The organism is Exiguobacterium sp. UBA7533, assembly GCF_002479335.1.
In the GTDB taxonomy this organism is placed as follows: domain Bacteria; phylum Bacillota; class Bacilli; order Exiguobacteriales; family Exiguobacteriaceae; genus Exiguobacterium_A.
In genome coordinates, this window is record NZ_DLMP01000001.1 from 488403 (window position 1) to 503009 (window position 14607).

Consider the following 14607-nt stretch of genomic DNA (forward strand, 5'->3'; position numbering starts at 1 on the left):
CTGACAAGACAATCAACATCATTATGTTCTCACTACAATAAAATAGACGACGGATTATAAGTCCGCCGTCTATTTCATGAGGATGGTCCTCCCCGTTCGTTATTTACTTGACTTGCAATGTTGCAAGCGTCGTCGTATCAAGATTCGTGACGAGTTTTCGTAGCAATTCCTTCGCCGCATCATAATCATCTGTATGCATGATCGATGCGTGCGTATGGATATAACGTGCCGGTAAACCAACGACTGTTGTTGGAATACCATTGTTCGAGCGATGGATGACACCGCCGTCCGTTCCACCTGCACCGACGTAGTATTGATACGGAATCTTGTTCGATTCTGCCGTATCAAGGACATAATCCGTCATCTCTTTCGAAAGAATCATGACGCTGTCTTTAATACGGAGTAATGGTCCTTGTCCGAGTTGACCAAATTCCGTTTTGTCTCCTGACGCATCATTGGCAGGAGACGCATCGACGACGAACGCCACATCAGGATCGATAAGCGTCGTCGCTGTTTGGGCACCGCGCAATCCGACTTCTTCTTGAACCGTTGCACCAGAGAACAAAATGTTCGGATGATCCGCTGCTGTCGTCTCCTCCAACAATTCGATTGCCATTCCGACACCATAGCGGTTATCCCATGCTTTCGCCATGATTTTCTTCGGATTCGCCATCGGTGTGAACGGGAAAAATGGTACTGCCGGAATACCCGGACGTACACCAAACGATTCCGCTTCTTCTTTTGAATCCGCACCGATATCGATGAACATGTCTTTGATTGCCATTGGCTTATTGCGTACTTCTTCTGTTAATAAGTGTGGTGGAATCGACGCGATGACACCAGGGATGATACCGTTGTCTGTACAGATCGAGAACCGTTGGGCAAGCAATACTTGACTCCACCAACCACCGAGCGGTTGGATCCGTAACATCCCATTCTTCGTGATTTGCGTCACCATGAATGCCACTTCATCCATGTGTCCGGCAACCATGACTTTCGGTCCTGTCGCATCCCCTGTTCGCTTCCCGAAAATCGAACCCAGTCCATCTGTAACGATCTCATCCGTGACAGGTGTAATGCGTTCGCGAACGAACTGACGAACATCGTGTTCAAACCCTGGTGCCCCATTTAATTCCGTCAGTGTTCGAAATAACTCTCTCGTTTTTTCATTCATATGTATCGCCTCCTGTTACCCATTATACAAAAAATTGCTTCAATCACTTAACCTTTTGTTTCTCTCTGAACGAATTATTTGGTACAGTAGGAATAGAACCTGTAAGGAGGGGAATTTTAATGAAAAAACGCTATTGGATTATCGGATTGGCAGCAGCTGTCGTCGCCGCTTTCGCAGTGAAGAAGGCCGTTGACAATAAACAACTTTCTGCCGAAGAAGCGCTCGAAATCACGAAACGCACATTTTCAGCAAAAGGACGTGTCCAAGGTGCATGGATCTCTGCAACACCGGAGGCTTACGCATATGAGTCACGTGACTACCAAAGCTATAAAGGTGGCATCTCGGTCCTTGAAGGTGATGACGAAAAAACGTATCAATTCACAGTCGATGCCGAAACTGGCGCATTACTCGAATACGCTTAATCAGAAGACCGTGCTTCAATCGATGAAGTACGGTCTTTTTTTCACGTTCCTATAAAGGAGGTATGATTCATGTCCATTCTTGCTACTATCTTCGTTTTACTTGTTTCCTTAGAGCACTTTTATATCATGGCTCTTGAAATGTTCTTTTTATCCTCTAAGGCGGCACGACGTACATTCGGACTGACGGATGAAGCGGTCGCATCTAAGCAAATCCAGACGCTTTTTGCCAATCAAGGTCTCTACAATGGATTTTTAGCTGCTGGTCTTCTGTTTGGTCTGATCCGTGAAGATATTGCTGTCCAACTGTTCTTTTTAGCTTGTGTGATCATCGCCGCACTCTATGGCGCCTTGACGGCTAATCGTTCCATTTTACTTAAACAAGGATTACCCGCCATACTCGCTTTCATCTTTGTGTTGTTAGCATAAAAAAAGCCTCTACCCAAACGGGTAGAGGTTTTTTTGATTAGCGCGGGTTATCGTTGCGCTCATAAATCGGATTCATGTATTCCGAAGTAGAGTACAAACGTGGTACGACGATGTATAAGACGATCGCTGGTACAGCGATGATCAACAACATCAAGAGTACCGGTAACCAGTAAACGACTTTTTGATGAAGATTATCCGAGTTGCTGTCGATGTATTCTTTTACGCCATCAACTTTTGCAGCGTCGGCATTCGTCAACAATTTACCGCTATCGGCATTGAAGAAGTGAATTTCACGTTTGATTGTGATGAAGATGCCGTCACGAACTGTCTTGATGACAGCGATTCCGCCAATGACTTCTTCTCCTTTTCCGTTCGTGAACGTCTTCGGATCCTCGATTTTGACCGAACCTTTTTTATAATCGTAATGCGTCGTTGGTAATTCCTCATTTAATGCTTTTGTCATTTCTGAGGTATCAACCGCAGCAAGTACCGATTGACCGATACTTAACGCGAGAAAGAGCGCCGTTACGAAGGCTAAGCTTTTCTGCCACATCCCCAAATTCCCCCTTTACCTATAAGTACAAGTTCTTCAGTCAACAACATTGTACCAATTAATAAGAAAAAAGTGTGAAAGAAATACCAGGAAAATAAGAAAACTTTTTGTCTAAATTAATTTTGGTATGTTGCTTCCATCCGATAAATTGGTTGACCCATTGAAGAAAAGCGCTCTTCATACTCTGTCCGGACGTTATCCTCCGGTTCATTCGCATGTAGATCAAGCGACATCCAGTCAAAACGCATACCGTATGCCGACATCGTCATCAGACTCGATTCAAACAACTTTCGATTGTCAGTCTTGAAATGGATTTGTCCTTTCGCAGGTAAGATGTCTTCATACGTTGAGAGGAACGTTTTATACGTCAAACGACGTTTCGCATGGCGTGTCTTCGGCCAAGGATCCGAGAAGTTCAAATAAACGCGCGCTACTTCACCTTTTTCGAAGTAATCACGTAAATCTTTAGCATCGACCGTCAAGACGCGAACATTTGCTTGTGGAGCCTCTACTAATTTTTGAACGATCGTCACTGCTACGCTCTCAAAAAGTTCAATCGCGATGAAGTTGATCTCCGGATGTTGGTTTGCCATCCCTGTAATGAAGGCTCCTTTTCCTGACCCCACTTCGATGTAGATCGGATTATCATTTTTAAACTCTGTCGCCCAGTTTCCTTTCAGGGATGCTGGTTCTGCTATATAGATCGAGGATTGTTCCTTCATATAATCCTGTGCCCATGGTTTATGTCGTAAACGCACTATCGTTCATCCTTTCCAAACTTAAATTATCCGCAGATAAGTTTATCATGATTCGGGTAATTATATAAGAACTTCTTCAATCCCGATTGAAGAATGTTCAGCAGTTCGTCACTTGAGAAACAGTGAGCAATCTACTACACTAAAGGTACGTAAGAACTAAAAAGGAGGGCTATACCATGGAAGACTTCTTGATTGCTTGGGGCTCCCCCATCGTTCTCGTCATGGGCATCTGTGCCTTATTCGTCTGGGCGACTTTCGGAAAAGTCGACGTTGAATAAGCGCAATCTCTGTACCTTGTGTAATCGTACACAAGGTACTTTTTTTATTCTCTAAACGAATTTAGGTTGGATTTACCATGAAACAGATGTATACTTTTTTCGAAACAGATTATTTATTACAGCTATCGAACACCAAAAAACGTTGGTAAAAAGGAGAATTGTAATGAACGAAAATAAAAACAGTGATTCAAAAGAACTAGTACAGAAGAAAACAGGTGCAGACTTAGTCGTCGATTCACTCATCGAACAGGGTGTAGATTACATTTTTGGTATTCCTGGCGCCAAAATTGATTCCGTCTTCAATGTGTTACAGGATCGGGGACCTGAACTCATCGTTGCACGTCACGAACAAAATGCTGCATTCATGGCTCAAGCCATTGGTCGCTTGACAGACAAACCAGGCGTTGTACTTGTAACATCTGGCCCAGGCGCATCAAACTTAGCGACAGGTCTTGTGACAGCAAACTCTGAAGGTGACCCAGTTGTCGCAATCGCCGGAGCCGTTACACGAGCAGACCGCTTAAAACGAACACATCAGTCCATGGACAATCAGGCACTCTTTACACCGATTACGAACTTCAGTGCAGAAGTGCAAGATGCCGATAATATTCCAGAAGTACTGTCCAATGCTTTCCGAACAGCGGAAACAACATCTGGGGCTGCTTTCGTTAGTATCCCGCAAGACGTCGGATTGAGCGAAGCGAACGTCACGGCATTCCGTGCGGTTGAAGCACCGAAGCTCGGTGTTGCACCAGAAGCTTGGGTTGAAGAAACAGCTCGTTTGATCCAAGATGCGAAGCTACCTGTCTTGTTGCTCGGTATGCGTGCGAGTCAGCCGGACGTCGTACATGCGATTCGTTCCCTGCTCAAACACGTCTCGATTCCTGTCGTCCAGACGTTCCAAGCGGCCGGCACATTATCACGTGAGCTTGAATCGAATTTCTATGGACGCGTCGGACTATTCCGTAATCAACCGGGAGATGCACTGCTCGCAGAAGCGGATCTCGTCCTCTCGATCGGCTATGACCCAATTGGCTATGATCCGAAATTCTGGAACCAACCGACGCACGACCGGACGCTTGTCCATATTGATCAAATGCGTGCTGAAATTGACCACTTCTATCGCCCAGACCGCGAGCTTGTCGGTGATATGGCGAAAACGGTCGATGCAATCGCCGAGCGCCTGCAACCACTCACATTACCTGAAAGTTCAGCTCAATTCCTTGAAGGATTACATCAACGTCTTGTCGATCGCGATGTTCCTCCTGTCGCGGATTCTCCGTTGACGCACCCACTCTATTTCATGAAGACGTTACGTGAAAAAATTGCGGATGATGTCACGGTCACAGTCGACGTTGGTTCTCACTATATTTGGATGGCACGTCATTTCCGTTCGTACGAACCACGTCACCTTCTCTTTAGTAATGGGATGCAAACGCTTGGTGTCGCGCTTCCTTGGGCAATCGCAGCAACACTCGTACGTCCTGGTAAGAAGGCCGTCTCGATTTCAGGTGATGGTGGATTCCTCTTCTCGGCGATGGAACTTGAGACAGCTGTTCGTTTGAACTCACCACTTGTCCACTTCGTATGGCGTGATAGCGGATTCGACATGGTCGCGTTCCAACAAGAGATGAAATACAAACGGAAATCCGGTACGTCATTTGGTGACGTCGATCTCGTCAAATATGCTGAGAGTTTCGGAGCAAAAGGATTACGCGTCAATCATCCATCTGAACTAGCCGCAATCATGGATGAAGCACTCGCGACAGAAGGACCAGTCATCGTCGATGTTCCGATTGATTATCGCGACAACATCGCGCTCGGAGAACAAGTTCATCTCGATCAATTGAACTGAGGAGGATTCACATGACACACGATAAAACGCTCGTCCAGATTTCAACGATGATGGCACTACTCGACGGAGTATTCGAGAGTGAAGTCACATACGCGTCCGTTCTTGATCAACGGAATTTTGGTATTGGAACGTTCGACCACTTGGATGGTGAGATGATTGGTTTTGATGGTCAGTTCTACCAGCTCCGTTCAGACGGTAGCGCTCGGCCACTTCAGCCTGAGACGACAACGCCGTTTGCGACATTGACCCGTTTCGTGCCAGAGCAAGCGCTCTCCGTGACAGAAGAGATGTCAAAATCGGAATTCGAACACTGGTTGAATGAACAACTACCGACGATCAATAGTTTTTATGCCGTTCGAATTGATGGAACGTTCACAGAGGTGCAGACACGTACCGTCGCACGTCAAGAGAAACCGTTCGTTCCAATCACGGAAGCTGTCGCCTCTCAAAGCGCGCGTACTTTCGAACAAACGGAAGGAACACTCGCCGGTTACTACACACCACGGTTCGGTCACGGTATCGCCGTCGCTGGATATCATCTTCATTTCATCGATGCTGAACGCGCGGGCGGAGGCCATGTCTTTGACTACACGGTCAAGAACGTCACCGTCACATTCGAAGAAAAACCGCAGCTTGATTTACGTTTACCAACGACTGAAGCGTATCGGTCGGCGGATCTTGAAAGTCATGATATTGAAAAAGAGATTAAAATCGCAGAAGGTTAATCAAAAAAGCGTGTCGTTCCTTTTCGGAATGACACGCTTTTTAGTCGTTCGAGTATTCAAGTAACTGTTCTAGAAAATGATAGCTGTCCTCGACATCCGGATGACGCATATCTTCATACCAATACAAGGATAATACAGCTTGCGCTACGACATACCAATGCATTCGTTGTTTCAGATCATTCGTCAACGGATGACCATAATGCTCAAACCATTCGGGCCAAGCCGCTTCATCGACATAACTGTATAACATCATCCCGAGGTCATACGCACGGTCGGCAATGATCGCATCATCCCAGTCGTTCAGGTAGAGTTGACCGTCCGCTCCCGTCAACCAATTATTATGATTTAGATCTGAATGACAGACGACTTGTTCATCCGTTCTTACTTGCTCCAGATTTCGTTCGAGATAATCCATCGCAAGTTCTACCAGTTCTGGATTCTCTAAGTCTTCTGGTTGAAAATATAAGTGACATTGGCGCAATAACTCATCAGGCTCGATCGGACGTTGGTCAAGCTGTTGTAGCATGAACAGCAATTCCTTCGAATCATGGATTTTCCCAAGCAAACGCGCCACTTCCGGACGTTCCATCATTTCCGGCTCCAACTCGTCGCCTTCAATGAATTGTTGCGCACTGATGACATCCCCGCTATAGATTCGTTTCGTCCATAATAATTTCGGGACGATTCCGTCCGCGGATAAAATCGCCAAGAACGGCGATGAATTTCGTTTTAAGAACAATTTTGATTGTCCGGTTGAAGCGATGTACGCTTCTCCTGTGATTCCACCTGCTGGCGTAAGGGTCCAGCCTTCGCCAAGCGCATCTAAAATATCTATTTCCATTATAATCCGCTCAACTTTTTTAGTAGATTTGCCTAAGGCACAATGCTTATCTTAACACGTCGCAATCGTCGTTGACAACGGAAGGACTTGAATCCTATCGACACCTTTCAGAAGCGGGTCGACCGAGGCATCATCCCCTTGGACATGTACATTCCAGCGCGAGTGATCGAGTGAGACTTCCACGATTTCGTGCGTCGTATTGTAGACAACGAGCGTGCGTTGCCACGCATCGTACGAATGGATCGCTTCGACTTCGTAGGCGATGACACCCGGACGTAAGTTGATGAAACGAAGCAGTTCTCGAACCTGATTCGCCCGGTGTAGACGGAATCCGCCATGCATTCTGCGAATTTGTAAAATCGTCTTGATATACGTAACGAGTGAGAGATGATCATCCCGGCGTTCCCAGTCCATTCGGTTGATTTCGTCCGATGCATTATAACTGTTTTCGACACCTTGTTTCGTACGCAAGAACTCTTGACCCGCATGCAGAAACGGAATGCCTTGCGCAAGCAAAGCGATCGTTTGAGCTAATCGACTCATCCGTAATAACTGAAGTTCGTCCGCTTCCGGACATGAGATCTTCAATTTGTCGTACAGCGTATGGTTATCGTGCGCCTCGACATAGTTGATCGAATACGTCGGTTCCGGAAAACGTCCATACGTTTGGTTATCGATATGAACACTACCCGCAATCCCGTTTCGGACCTCTCCTTCTTTCCATCCGTCTCCGGCAACGAATCCTCGATTGTATGCACTGAACGTCGATCCTTTCAAGGCATCACGGAACACGTCATTAAAATGAGCGATTCGCGGCATTTGCGCAGCCGAGGCGCTCATCGCTTTGAATCGTTCCGGCAATGCCGTCGCAAGATCCCAGCCCTCTCCATACACAAGAATCGTAGGATCAATCGCATCGAGTGCTGCACGTACTTCATTCATCGTCTCAATGTCATGAATGCCCATTAAATCAAATCGAAACGCATCAATGCGGTAGACACGAGCAAAGTACGTCAAGCAATCAACGATGAGTCGACGCATCATGAATCGCTCGGATGCGGTATCGTTTCCAACACCCGTTCCGTTTGAGAGCGTGCCGTCTACTTCGTAACGGAAATAATAACCCGGAACGAGCTGTTCAAGAGAGGAACGCTCCCGAACAAAAACGTGGTTCATGACGACATCGAACGTAACACGAATCCCTGCTTCATGGAGTCGCTCCACCATATCCGCGTATTCTCGGACGCGAACGAGCGGTGCGACCGAACTCGCGTAGCTCCCAGCTAATCCGAACCAAAGCATCGGATCGTATCCCCAGTTATATGGCGACCTTGTTCGTTCATCGGTCGTTTCGAAGAAGTGGACCGGTAACAGCTGCAGATGCGTAATCCCGAGATCAAGAAGATAATCAAGACCTGTCGCATGTCCACGAGAAGAAACTGTTCCACGTTCCGCCACCCCTGCATATTGTCCCGGATGACTTGAACCAGCGGAACGATCAATCGTAAAATCGCGAATATTTGCTTCATAGATGACAGCGTCCGACGGTTTGACGAACAGAGGACGCGCGACTCGCTTTGGAAACCACTCGGAAATCGTCTGTTCAACGTCGGCGATGACACCGTAACGACCGTTCTCCGATATCGCATGAGCGTATGGATCGACGACTTCATGTGTGCCAACGTACGTCGTCACTTCATAGCGGTACCATCGTTCTGCTGATTCTTGCCCAAGTCGAAGGTGATAGGTACCTTGCTCTTGTCGCTCCATCTTGTGTCTTCCGAGTACCTTTTCATCTTGATCGTATACGATACACACGATTTGCTCTGCGACAGGCGACCAGACAGCAAAATGATACGTATCGTCTTCTTCCCAGACACCGAGCTTCTCTTCGTAACGGTACTTTCGCTCGAACGCTTCCGTCCGAACTAATCGATCAGGAACGACACGGATTGACCTGCCTGCTCCGAACACCTCATAGCGGCATTCTAACTCGACTGGTTCAAGAACCGTTAACTCATAAATCACGAACTGTTCCTCTCGATGCGTTTCGGTCTGTTGAATTTCAAGCGGTTTCCCATCACATTCAAGCGACCAGTGGATTGACGGATTGCCTTCGACCTCGACTCGGATGCTTCGAAACGATGAGAACTCTGCCCGGATCACCGGTATTACCACCTCTTGGTTCGTCATGTCTTTCGCAACGACAATGCCGTCGCTTCCTCCCCTACTCTTGAATTCGTGACTGCCCTTCACTTAGAATTGCCATTTGAAACGGGATCGATACGGTCTCTTTTAGGATTTTTTCACACACCCGCATCTGAAACGCTTTTGTATGCGGCGCACTTGCATTCATTCGTTGCAGCCAGTTTGGAAACTCGACTTTATTGACGTAAGTCGTCGTCGTCTCTTTTGGAATCTGATCAAAATAACCTGAAGGTGCTAAAATGACTCGTTCGATCGGCAAGACATAATCTCGCCCAAGTACGACTCGTAGAATATCTTCCGTCCGCTTTAAACCGATGTTCGGATTCAAAATTTGTTTTGTGGATGCCTTGAACGGTTGTTCCCGCCACAACTTATCTCGCCGGATATGATAGATACTTTCGTCACCGTCAAGCCATTCCATGATATAAATCGCGGATGGACCGACGACGAACGGACTCAATTCGACTTCCCCGACTTGATATTGAATGACGGCGCGATAAAACATCGCATACTGTTCATTCAAGAGGTGTAACATCTGATAAAAGTCTAAATGACGTTTTAACGGAATCCGCCAAATGTCCTCTTCGCCCGCTCCACCAGTGACGTTTAATAATTTTTGTAACTCGAGACGTTTTTTGTACCATTTATCAAACGCTCTTCGAGATAATTGTTTACCCGGAAGTTGAATGACTTCGCTTTTTTTCATCACTTGCCACCACTTCTTCGGACGGATGAGCGTTTCCCCGGGAAATAATTCTCCAGCCTCCCATCTACGATAGACATGAGCGTAATCAAGCGCCTGATGTTCACCGAACCGTTTTGTCATCTCAAGCGGATTTTTTTCAAATCGACTATCTAAGTCATATAGTTTCATCAAGATTGCGATGGGGATCACCTCATTCCTCTTTACCTAGATGAATCCGGTAAACCGGTTCATATCGCGGCGAAACGCCTGGTCGTACTTCAAACAGAATAAGTTCACGAACAGTCCATTCCACCGGTTGTATCGGATTCGTCGTCCATTCTTCCGCCTCCGTGCGCCACTTCTTCGCGATCGTGACATGCGGAACGAATGGTTTAGTCGCACTTGGATCAATCAGACGCACTAATCGAAACAATTCCTCTGCTTCTGTTCCGAATCCGACGACACGTGGTCGCTCGCTTTGTCCAAAGGTAATTAGACGATCTAATCGAAGTACGAAAGGTTCGATCGTGCGCGCAATCTCCTGCAGTTGCTGTTTCCACGATCGTTGTTCTTCTTCCTCCAGCGGGCCAAAAAAACGAAGCGTCAAATGGTACTCTTCTAACGTATAGACATTTCGAAAGTAATCAGATAGAGATAAACGATTAGCGATATTTGCTAAATCTTCAGAAGGAATCGGTAAGGCAACGAAAAAGTGTCGTTCCTGTCTCATCGTATCTTCACTCCTTCATTCGACCACTGACACTGTACAGGACGGCACCAAGAATACTGCTAATTGTATATACCCAAAAGACGGTATAGATTGTACTTTGGTCTAGCACAAACCCACTCATCAAGTTAAACAGCGCTGTCGCTAGCCCTGTCGTCGTTGCCATATATGTACTGACAGCTGTTGCGACCATCGTCTCTGGAACGAGTGACCGAACATAGTCTAATGCAACAGGGATCAACAATCCGACGATCATTCCTTGCATCGCAGACAATACCCAAAGCATGACGATCGGAAGCTCTAATGCGATCATCGCCGTACGAGCAGCTGACAGCAAGGAAATGAAGACAAGAACTGGAATCGCTCCGAATCGTAACAATAGACGCGAAGCGATGCGCATGAACGGGATTTCGCACAGAACGGCGACGAAGAACAAGGTCCCGACGAGCGCGGTTGTCTCTCCACGAATCGTGACGTAGCTGCCAAAGTAATAGTTATTGGCGAAGATCGGTCCGAAGATCAAACTCCCTCCCGCTAAGAATAACAAGAAGCGTCGATTCGAAAAGAGTTGTTTCAACGGTACCTGTTGTTGATGTGAAATGTGTACGTTCCCCGTTTCTTCAATACCGATCAACACAAGAAAACCAAGAACCCACGCTGCACCGGTCGCATAAAAAATCAGACCAAGTCCGCCCTCCTCAGTGATTTGTCCAAGGATGAAGACGGCTAAAGCAAAACCAGCTGATCCAAAAAGACGCAAGGCGCCATAATCTACCTTACGTTTTCGTGTATATTCGATCGCTAATGTATCAACGAGTGGAATATGCGCGCACTGGAATAATGCCCAGACACATGAAATCAACAGTAAAAGTAGATAAGCGGACGTCAGTAAGTAACTTAATGTAAATACTCCAGCGGCGAGCATGGCAACGAGTAAGAGACGTTTCGGCTTTCCGAGTCGATCTGCCGCGATGCCCCAAACGGGCTGTAAGAAAATAGAGAGAATCGGTCCGATCGCAACGATTGTACCAATCTCTGAAGCGGACAGACCGAACGCATCGCTTGAGAAATAAAGCGCAAGATACGGAATGAGTGCACCTTGTCCAAAGAAAATAAAGAAATATAACGCTTGGAAATGATAAGTTTGACGATTTTTCACACGGAACTTCCTTTCAAGAAGCAATCCCCCCATCTTCACGATGCGGGGGATCATCAGTCATTATTTTGCGAGTTCATAAATTGCTTCTGCATAAATCGCGACAGCAAGCAAGAGTTCTTCAAAATCAACATATTCATCGACTTGGTGGGCAACTTCAGGACCACCTGGGAAGACTGGTCCAAATGCAACCCCTGCCGTCAACGAACGTGCATATGTACCACCACCGATAGCAATCAGATCAGCTGGTTGGTTCGTATGACGTTCATACACGGCACTCAGTGTCTGAATCAATTCATGATCCGGATCGACATGGTGTGGTGTCATATGTGTTCGAGTCTGTAACTCGAAGCCATATCCCGCTGCCGCTTCCTTGATGATTTGCAAGCGTTCCGTGAAGTCTGCTGAATAAGGATAACGGATGTTGATCGACGCTGTTCCTTGCTCTTCTGCATACCGGAATACACCACCGTTGATCGTTAAGTCACCTGTCTCGTCTGAAGCAGCGACACCAATCGCTACACCGCGAGAATCACGGAACATGTGCGTGACAAGCTGAATATAACGACGACCGTTATAATCCAAGTGAAGCGTATTGAGAAAACGTGCTAAATGTAAGGCAGCATTTTTACCGTTATCCGGCTCCATCGCATGGGCTGCGACACCGTTCACATCAAGAACAAGACCTTCCGTTTCTTGCTTGACCGTCCCAGACAAGCCTTGTTCTTCAAGATACGTATGGAAATCCGTTTCAAGCGTCCCCAATTCGACGACACGAAGAAGTGCTTGGGCATGACCCGGAACCATGTTCGGACGTTCGCCGCCTTCAAAACGAACGAGATGGTAGCCTGTATCAGATGCTTGCGCTGGTTTCCCTTGAATCAATAACCCATCATACAGTCCTTTTTCCGCATTGATGATCGGGAAGTCGGCATCTGGTGCAAAGCCGAGAGTCGGCATTTCTTCATGTTTGAAGTAATGATTCACACAACGCCATTCACTCTCTTCATCTCCTCCAGCAATCAAACGAATACGTTTTGAGAGCGGTAATCCGAGTTCTTTGACGATCTTCAAGGCATAATAAGCTGCCATCGTCGGTCCTTTATCATCGATTGCACCGCGCGCATACAGTTTCCCATCGACAAGCGTTGGGTTAAATGGACCGTATGTCCAGTGATCGCCACCAGCTGGTACGACGTCTAAGTGACAAAGAATACCGAGTAACTTTTCCCCTTGACCATATTCCAAATGTCCGGCGTATCCATCAACATTTTTTGTCTTGAATCCATCTCGTTCCCCTGTCGCGAGCATCCAATCAAGGGCTCGTTTGACTTCTTGACCAAACGGTGCACCTTCTTCGATTGTTGATTCATCAAGTATACTCGGAATCCGCAGTAGTTCTTTTAAATCCTCTAATAAGTCCTCGCGACGCGCGAGTACTTCTTCTTTCCAATTCACCATCTGATTTCGCTCCTTCATTCTGGGTTGAATTCGTTTCCTATACACCTTTCTAGTATAGCGAATATTCGTTCAGATACGAACATCCAAATTCTGTTTTCTTTTTTATTTGTTTAAATAACGAACATTAAACGATATTAAAACTCCAATTATCGACTTTACAATCTGTTTGAATATGTTTTTTATGCAAACGTTCGGTTAAATCACTTGCAATTTAACATCAAAACGTTATACTAAAGGCGAAACAACTGGATATTGCATTGTCTTTTGTCACCCGAAGCTTTAGAACACTATTCTATCCATTGGGGGAGTGGTTATACCAATGAAAGATTCTACAGACCGTATGTTGACCCGGATTAAATCGATTTATCTCTACATCCAAGAGAACGGAGCTACTACGACAGCAGAGTTGGTTGAAGAGTTTGGCATCACTTCAAGGACCGTTCAGCGGGATTTGAACGTGCTCGAATACAACAATCTCATTGTGAGCCCTCGACGCGGTACATGGACGTCGAGCAAGAAACAAAAGCAAGCGGGTTGATCCACTGTTTCACTATGTATATCTTTCGACGACGCGATTCTTCGCGTCTTTTTTTGTTATCTTTTTTAAAACGTGGGGTATAGCTATTGGGAGAAGGAGTTGAGAAGAATGAACATTTTAATCATTGGAGCAAACGGAACGACTGGACGCAAGATGGTCGAATTGATCGCTAAACAAGGTGATCATCAAGCAATCGCGGTCGTACGAGAAGAAAATCAAATCAACGATTTGATTGCACTCGGTGCATCTGAAGTCAGACTTGGGGATTTGACGAAGGATGTCAGTGGTGTCATCAGTAATGCGGACGTCGTCATCTTTGCAGCGGGTGCTGGTGGCGCATCAGACGAATTGACGCGCGCCGTCGATCAAGAAGGCGCAATTAAAGTCATCGATGCAGCAAAAGCCAACGGTATCGATCGTTTCCTGATGCTCAGTTCAATAGGTACCGAAGAACCAAAAGGTGAATTGAAAGTATATCTCGAATCTAAAGCAACAGCAGACGCACACCTCCAGGAAAGCGGACTCAATTATACGATCGTACGTCCTGGTCCACTCAGCTATGACGACCCTGCAGGCACTGTCGAAACGAAAGAGCATTTCGATTCATACGAAGATCGTAAAGTGTCGCGTGATGATATCGCAGCATTATTCGTTCATTTGATCGATCATCCGACACAATCTCGTGTATTCGAAGTACTCAGTGGTCCTTATCCAATCGCAGAAGCATTGCGTAATCAATAATCGAAACCCATAACAAAAGGCGATGGAATGTACGCTCATTCCACCGCCTTTTCGTTTTG

General features: G+C 46.4%; 16 protein-coding genes. 7 read left to right on the plus strand and 9 right to left on the minus strand.

The window, feature by feature from the left end; genetic code table 11:
- Positions 1-103: 103 nt before the first annotated feature.
- Entirely contained in the window at positions 104-1174 is a 1071-nt protein-coding gene (locus B2U10_RS02440) for a M42 family metallopeptidase (protein ID WP_056062727.1), read from the minus strand.
- A gap of 119 nt (positions 1175-1293) precedes the next feature.
- Here B2U10_RS02440 and B2U10_RS02445 point away from each other — a divergent pair, with 119 nt between their 5' ends.
- Positions 1294-1596 (plus strand): PepSY domain-containing protein, encoded by a 303-nt coding sequence (locus tag B2U10_RS02445; protein ID WP_012371126.1) that lies wholly within the window; start codon positions 1294-1296, stop codon positions 1594-1596.
- A gap of 69 nt (positions 1597-1665) precedes the next feature.
- Positions 1666-2022 (plus strand): DUF1304 domain-containing protein, encoded by a 357-nt coding sequence (locus tag B2U10_RS02450; RefSeq protein WP_035406166.1) that lies wholly within the window; start codon positions 1666-1668, stop codon positions 2020-2022.
- Between the two features lie 37 nt (positions 2023-2059).
- Here the strand turns inward: B2U10_RS02450 and B2U10_RS02455 are convergent, their stop codons facing one another.
- Complete coding sequence (locus tag B2U10_RS02455) at positions 2060-2575, minus strand: hypothetical protein (RefSeq protein WP_035406163.1); 516 nt, start codon at positions 2573-2575, stop codon at positions 2060-2062.
- A 116-nt stretch (positions 2576-2691) separates the two neighbouring features.
- A complete protein-coding gene (gene trmB, locus B2U10_RS02460) occupies positions 2692-3333 on the minus strand; it encodes a tRNA (guanosine(46)-N7)-methyltransferase TrmB (RefSeq protein ID WP_035406161.1) in 642 nt (213 codons plus the stop codon).
- Positions 3334-3509: 176 nt separating this feature from the next.
- Between trmB and cydS the strand changes: the two genes are divergently transcribed.
- From cydS to budA, 3 genes are all read left to right on the plus strand, one after another.
- Positions 3510-3611: a cytochrome bd oxidase small subunit CydS gene (gene cydS, locus B2U10_RS15530; RefSeq protein WP_414651135.1), complete on the plus strand. Its 102-nt coding sequence runs from the start codon at positions 3510-3512 to the stop codon at positions 3609-3611.
- Between the two features lie 163 nt (positions 3612-3774).
- Positions 3775-5466, plus strand: a complete 1692-nt coding sequence (gene alsS, locus B2U10_RS02465) for an acetolactate synthase AlsS (protein WP_056062730.1) — start codon at positions 3775-3777, stop codon at positions 5464-5466.
- A gap of 11 nt (positions 5467-5477) precedes the next feature.
- Positions 5478-6191, plus strand: coding sequence for an acetolactate decarboxylase (budA, locus tag B2U10_RS02470; RefSeq protein ID WP_290785376.1), 714 nt, complete (start codon positions 5478-5480; stop codon positions 6189-6191).
- Between the two features lie 40 nt (positions 6192-6231).
- Here the strand turns inward: budA and B2U10_RS02475 are convergent, their stop codons facing one another.
- The 6 genes from B2U10_RS02475 to pepV form a co-directional block, all read right to left on the minus strand.
- Positions 6232-7032 (minus strand): phosphotransferase family protein, encoded by an 801-nt coding sequence (locus B2U10_RS02475; RefSeq protein WP_056062733.1) that lies wholly within the window; start codon positions 7030-7032, stop codon positions 6232-6234.
- Between the two features lie 51 nt (positions 7033-7083).
- On the minus strand, positions 7084-9198 hold the full coding sequence (gene pulA / locus B2U10_RS02480; protein ID WP_290785379.1) for a type I pullulanase: 2115 nt from the start codon (positions 9196-9198) through the stop codon (positions 7084-7086).
- A 61-nt stretch (positions 9199-9259) separates the two neighbouring features.
- On the minus strand, positions 9260-10135 hold the full coding sequence (locus B2U10_RS02485; protein WP_290752113.1) for a hypothetical protein: 876 nt from the start codon (positions 10133-10135) through the stop codon (positions 9260-9262).
- A 1-nt stretch (position 10136) separates the two neighbouring features.
- Positions 10137-10655: an RNA 2',3'-cyclic phosphodiesterase gene (gene thpR / locus B2U10_RS02490; RefSeq protein ID WP_290752116.1), complete on the minus strand. Its 519-nt coding sequence runs from the start codon at positions 10653-10655 to the stop codon at positions 10137-10139.
- A 7-nt stretch (positions 10656-10662) separates the two neighbouring features.
- Positions 10663-11811, minus strand: a complete 1149-nt coding sequence (locus tag B2U10_RS02495) for an MFS transporter (RefSeq protein WP_290752119.1) — start codon at positions 11809-11811, stop codon at positions 10663-10665.
- A 60-nt stretch (positions 11812-11871) separates the two neighbouring features.
- Positions 11872-13269, minus strand: coding sequence for a dipeptidase PepV (gene pepV / locus B2U10_RS02500; protein ID WP_290785382.1), 1398 nt, complete (start codon positions 13267-13269; stop codon positions 11872-11874).
- A gap of 319 nt (positions 13270-13588) precedes the next feature.
- On the opposite strand from pepV, the gene B2U10_RS02505 reads away from it, so the two are divergent.
- Together B2U10_RS02505 and B2U10_RS02510 are read left to right on the plus strand one after the other, a co-directional pair.
- Positions 13589-13807 (plus strand): DeoR family transcriptional regulator, encoded by a 219-nt coding sequence (locus B2U10_RS02505; protein ID WP_023469095.1) that lies wholly within the window; start codon positions 13589-13591, stop codon positions 13805-13807.
- 108 nt (positions 13808-13915) lie between these two features.
- Complete coding sequence (locus B2U10_RS02510; protein WP_290785385.1) at positions 13916-14548, plus strand: SDR family oxidoreductase; 633 nt, start codon at positions 13916-13918, stop codon at positions 14546-14548.
- The last annotated feature ends 59 nt before the right edge of the window (positions 14549-14607 follow it).